We start from the raw sequence: 5,465 nt of genomic DNA on the forward strand, positions 1-5,465 counted from the left end.
GAGATAATAATGTTGGCTTTGCATATCATTCTCTCATTTCGTGGTTGTTTTGAGTTTATGATACGCAAAGTTTTTTTTTTATTTGGCTAGAATTAACTAGCACAACGGGTGTAAGAGTATTTATTTTAACGGCAGCATATAATGCACCAAGCAATATGGATGCCTATTATACAGCACTTGTTAGTTATGATATGAGGGAAGGAGGTTACTGATGATAAATGAAGAAATTTCTAATAGAGTAGTTAACATTGAAGTTAATGTATTAAAGGCAACTTATCAAGAAATCTTAAGCCAAGTAAAGAAGTTACAACAGGGATCAAAACAACATGGTGGCTTAGATAAACTTATCAAGGCGGAGGGAAATGAAGTAAAACTCAAAGATATGGTTAAGAAAGGTCAGCTTGAAGAAATCAATGTTAAAGATGGTGAATTAAAAAAACTAAAAAAAGAATTGAATAAACATGGTGTTAAATTCTCAGTGATGAAAGATAAGGAAACAGGTACACATGCTGTATTCTTCCAAGCAAAAGATACAAGGGTTATGAATAAAGCTTTTCAAAATGTGCTTTCAAATATTGAAAAGAAAGAGAAAAATAAGGACTCAATTCATAAAAACATGCCTATGTAACAAAAGATAGAGGCAGTACGAGATGCACTATCAAAATTAAATGGTGAAGAAAGAGAAATAATTGATAGACTTTATTTCAATGATGAAACCATTTGGTCAGTAGCTGAAACTAAAAAAATATCTCATCCAGCTCTCATAAAGAGAAGAAATAAGATATTGGACAAGTTAAGAGAATTGCTGAAGGACTTTAAATAGTATTGAAAATAAGCAGGCAGATTGGAATTTGCCTGCTTATTTCTGAAAAATATTTTTCCTTATAGAATCCTTAAACTTGTTTTTTATACTGTTATCAAAAGAAAAAGGAGGAACAAAATATGAGTAAATATATTTTGGAAACAAATAAGCTAACAAAGGTTTTTGGAAAACAAAAAGCTGTAAATAATGTGTCATTAAAAATTGAGGAAAATTCAGTATATGGATTACTAGGACCTAATGGTGCAGGTAAATCTACGACATTAAAGATGATTACAGGTATGTTACACAAGACATCAGGTGAAATTATGTTTGAAGGACATGAATGGAGTAGAAATGATTTATCAGATATTGGTGCTTTAATCGAGATGCCACCCTTATACGAAAATTTAAGTGCAAGAGAAAATCTTAAAGTTAGAACATTATTACTTGGATTGCCTGAAGCAAGAATTGATGAAGTTTTAGAAATTGTAGATTTAAAAAATACCGGAAAAAAGAAAAGCGGTCAATTTTCTTTGGGGATGAAACAAAGATTAGGTATTGCAATTGCTCTATTAAATAATCCTAAACTATTGATACTAGATGAACCGACAAACGGATTAGATCCATTAGGAATTCAAGAATTACGAGATTTAATACGAAGCTTTCCCAAAAAAGGAATAACAGTAATTCTGTCTAGTCATATTTTAGCAGAAGTGGAACAAACTGCAGATCATATAGGAATTATTCATGATGGAGAATTAAAACATCAAAACATCATTAATCATAATGAAAATTTAGAAGAACTTTTTATGAATGTTGTAAAGAATGGAAAGAGGGTGTAGCTTAATGAAAAATTATATTTTTGCAGAAAATTTGAAACACAAACATAGCTTTTTGTTTAAGATATTACTCATTGCCCCAATTATAGCTTTACTACATGCATTTGTATTGATGCTGTCATATTTTAGTGTAAACGCATACAATTGGTGGTATGTGATTTTAATGCCGGCAACTTTCGCTTTAATACCTGCAATGATGCATAGAAAAGAAGAGAGAAAATTAAACTACCGAGCAATTCTTCCACTCAATATTGATTTAAAAAAGATATGGATATCAAAAATATTAACAGCTTTAATTTATCTAAGTATAACTGCTATTTTGCATATGCTAGGAGTATTTGTTTTTCAATTTTTCCTTGGGGAACAATTAACAGGGAACTATACATTCACGACATTATTATTCGCAAGTGTATTATTGGTTATAACTAACATATGGCAAGTTCCGTTTTGTTTTTTCCTGGCTAAAAAGTTTGGGTTTATAGCAAGCATTGTAGTAAATGCTGTATTAGGTTTAGTGGTAGGAATTTTGTTAGCTGACAGTTCTTTGTGGATTTATTGCCCTTATTCTTGGGGGATTAGATTGATGGTACCCATTATGCGTATTTTACCGAGCGGTGTGCCAACAGAAGTATCAAATCCAATGATTTTAAACACATCCTTACTTGTTCCTTGTATTTTGTCAATATGTTTGTTTACATTATTGACTTTCATTACTGCAAAATGGTTTTCTAAGCAAGAGGTGAAGTAATGATGAATATATTAAAATCAGAGTTTTATAAATTGAAGCATACATGGATTCTGTGGACTCACTTTATCTTACCTGTTTTATATGCCCTATTGTTCTATGGGGCAGCAACATTTACAGGTCTAAAAAATTTTTCTGATATGGATATCATACAAAATTATTTTGTGCTTTTAGGAGCTATCTTACCAATAATATTTAGTGCTGTAACATCTAAGGTTGTTGACATGGAAGCAAGTGCTGGACGATTTCAAGTGATTCTATCAACTACAAAATCCAGAAGCAAGGCTTATGGCGGAAAACTTATAATGCTTTTATTGAGTTTCCTATTTTCTATGAGTTTAGCAGTTTTTATATTTGCAATGCTGTTTGGTAATCAAGGTACTATGGCCTGGTTAATTGAATTATTATTAGTTTTTATAGGATGTTTATCTACATATATGATTCACTTATGGGTATCAATTATGTTAGGTGGTGGTGCATCTATTGGATTGGGATTTGTGGAAACATTGATTGCCTTACTTTCAATAACCAATTTAGGTGAAAATATCTGGTATTTTTTACCTTGTACTTGGTCATCGAGATTATCTGCAACATATATTATCGGAAGCAAGTTAACTGATAGTTTATATTTAATTAAAGAGCTTGTCATGTGGGCGTATGTAGCATTACCAATTACAGTAGTCATTTTTATTGGTTCATTATTATGGTTTAATAGGTGGGATGGAAAGTCAATTAGTGAACAATAGCTATAAATGTGAAAAGTATATGGTATAATAATAAATTATTTATAAATTTGGAGGTGGTTTGGTATGGCAAAAATTCTTGCTATAGATGATGAATTAGATATGCTTATTCTAATCAAGAATATTTTAATAAAAGGGGATCATATTGTTGATATTTACCAAACTACTGCAGATATTGATGAAAATAGTTTGGGAAAATATGATTTAATATTGCTTGATGTAATGATGCCAGGGGTTGATGGAATTAGCTATTGTAAAAATATCCGTAGTAAAGTGGACTGTCCAATTATCTTTTTAACTGCAAAGACAATGGAATCTGATATAGTTGATGGTTTATTAAGTGGAGGAGACGACTATATTACTAAACCATTTGGTGTTGGTGAATTGTTAGCAAGGGTAGAAGCTCATCTGAGAAGAGAACAAAGAGAAAAACATTCGAGTTTAAACCTTGGAAATATAAGATTTGATTTATCCTCAAATCAAGTATCTGTGAAGGAAGAAAAAGTTCATCTGACAAAGTCTGAGTATCAAATTTCGGAACTTTTAGCAAAGAGAAAAGGACAAGTATTTTCAAGAGAACAGATATATGAAATGATTTTTGGATTTGATGGAATTGGTGATTCTTCCGCCATCTCAGAACATGTAAAAAATATAAGAGCAAAGTTTCAAAAATTCGGTGAAAATCCAATTGCTACAGTCTGGGGGATTGGTTATAAATGGGATTAATTAGAAAAGGTCAGTCACTCAAAATAGTATTTCTAGAATATTTAATTACGGTTGGCATTGGTTTGGCGTGTGCTATTATTTTAGCTATCTTAACCTTTACTGCCTTTTATAATGTTGGATTAATTATCCCTGCTAATCATACAGAAAATTTAATACTCAAAAGTAAACAAGAAATTTCAAATGCAAAAGAGTTTAATGAAGCCTTGTTCCCTAATGGAGCAAGATATATGTTTTTATCACCAAATGGTGAGATGATTAAAACTAACATGGATGACACGATTCAGTTGAAAGCTAAGAATTTTCACAATCGTGAGGAAATTTCAACTCCATCTTCTTCATTTATAGAATTTAAGAGGAGTGATGGCTATGTGGTAATCAATTACTCAGTAGAACCACATTATAATAATGATTGGATGGAAAAACATTTCCCTAGCATAAATTTACTATTATCATTTTTATTAATAATTTTCTGCTTCATTAGTGCATTTGTGGCAACTCTAATTTGGGCAAAACGAATAACAAGGCAATTATCACCAATGCTAGAGGTATCGGACAAAATTGCAAATCAAGAATTAGATTTTGATATAGGAAGTTCAAATATCAGAGAATTTAATGATGTCTTAAATAGCCTTGATAAAATGAAAATAGCTTTAAGTGATTCATTAAGAGAAAATTGGATTCAAGAGGAGAATAAGAGAAGTCAGATATCAGCATTAACACATGATTTAAAAACTCCTGTTTCTATTGTCCAAGGTAATGCTGAATTGTTAAAGGAAACAGAATTAACTAATGAACAAAAAGAATATGTATCATACATTATAAAAAATTCACAACGTATATCAGATTATACAAAAGCTCTGATGGAGATGAATAAGTCAAATAAATTAGACGGGTTGAATTTAAAAAAAGTAAAGGTGTCAAAGATTATCGAAAGAGTTAGTACGATAGCGAGAGAGATTACATTAATTCATAATCATAGCATATCTAAATCCATCAATTGTGAAGATGGAGATATAATGATAGATATGAAATTATTTGAGAGAGTCATTCAAAATATATTTAGTAATGCTATTCAATATTCACCAGATAAATCTAACATTGATTTACTAATAATGACTACAGATAAGATACTTTCAATATCTGTGATAGATGAGGGACCAGGATTTTCAAATGAGGATTTGATACGAGGAACTGAGCAATTTTACCGTGGAGATAAGAGTAGACACTCGGCTACAAACTATGGATTAGGCTTATATAATTCTTCGAAAATAATGTTATTACATAATGGACGCATTATATTAGAAAACAATTTAGATAAACCTGGTGCAAGAGTAAAGCTGGAATTACCATTGCTATAATTACAGCAATTACTTTTCATATATAATTTTTACCCGTTGTGCTAGTTAATCAAGCGTAAGCAAGGGAATATTTTAAACTGATACCGAATTCAGTATGACTGCTTTTAAGCAAAAGGGAATAGATAAGTAATATTGCCTCTGCTTAAATTTGAGCGCCTGAATGTTTCGACAACGTAAGCCTCCATTCCAAACTGCTCTAAACTAGAAAATACAGTCTCCACTGGTTTCCTCAATCGACTTATTTTGTAATTT

At 31.0% G+C, this 5,465-nt stretch carries 5 protein-coding genes and 3 pseudogenes; all 8 read left to right on the forward strand.

What is annotated here, in order from left to right; genetic code table 11:
• Positions 1-110 precede the first annotated feature (110 nt).
• Positions 111-212: pseudogene (locus P7J49_RS11400) on the forward strand (conjugal transfer protein); the annotation flags it as partial.
• Positions 212-619, forward strand: a pseudogene (locus tag P7J49_RS11405) (DUF3801 domain-containing protein); the annotation flags it as partial. The pseudogenes P7J49_RS11400 and P7J49_RS11405, both read left to right, overlap by 1 nt.
• Positions 620-634: 15 nt before the next feature.
• A pseudogene (locus tag P7J49_RS11410) lies at positions 635-823 on the forward strand (sigma-70 family RNA polymerase sigma factor); the annotation flags it as partial.
• Positions 824-942: 119 nt separating this feature from the next.
• Positions 943-1,644: a lantibiotic protection ABC transporter ATP-binding protein PcfF gene (pcfF, locus tag P7J49_RS11415; RefSeq protein ID WP_408570726.1), complete on the forward strand. Its 702-nt coding sequence runs from the start codon at positions 943-945 to the stop codon at positions 1,642-1,644.
• A 4-nt stretch (positions 1,645-1,648) separates the two neighbouring features.
• Positions 1,649-2,389 carry a lantibiotic immunity ABC transporter MutE/EpiE family permease subunit gene (locus tag P7J49_RS11420; RefSeq protein WP_408570727.1) on the forward strand — a complete coding sequence of 247 codons (741 nt, stop codon included), beginning with the start codon at positions 1,649-1,651 and terminating at the stop codon, positions 2,387-2,389.
• Complete coding sequence (locus P7J49_RS11425; RefSeq protein ID WP_408570728.1) at positions 2,389-3,132, forward strand: lantibiotic immunity ABC transporter MutG family permease subunit; 744 nt, start codon at positions 2,389-2,391, stop codon at positions 3,130-3,132. The genes P7J49_RS11420 and P7J49_RS11425 overlap by 1 nt, the downstream gene beginning before the upstream one ends.
• A gap of 63 nt (positions 3,133-3,195) precedes the next feature.
• On the forward strand, positions 3,196-3,855 hold the full coding sequence (locus P7J49_RS11430) for a response regulator transcription factor (protein WP_408570729.1): 660 nt from the start codon (positions 3,196-3,198) through the stop codon (positions 3,853-3,855).
• Positions 3,846-5,213, forward strand: a complete 1,368-nt coding sequence (locus P7J49_RS11435; protein ID WP_408570730.1) for a sensor histidine kinase — start codon at positions 3,846-3,848, stop codon at positions 5,211-5,213. Before P7J49_RS11430 ends, P7J49_RS11435 begins: the two co-directional genes overlap by 10 nt.
• The last annotated feature ends 252 nt before the right edge of the window (positions 5,214-5,465 follow it).

This window comes from Streptococcus suis (assembly GCF_046032515.1).
Classification (GTDB): domain Bacteria; phylum Bacillota; class Bacilli; order Lactobacillales; family Streptococcaceae; genus Streptococcus; species Streptococcus suis_AL.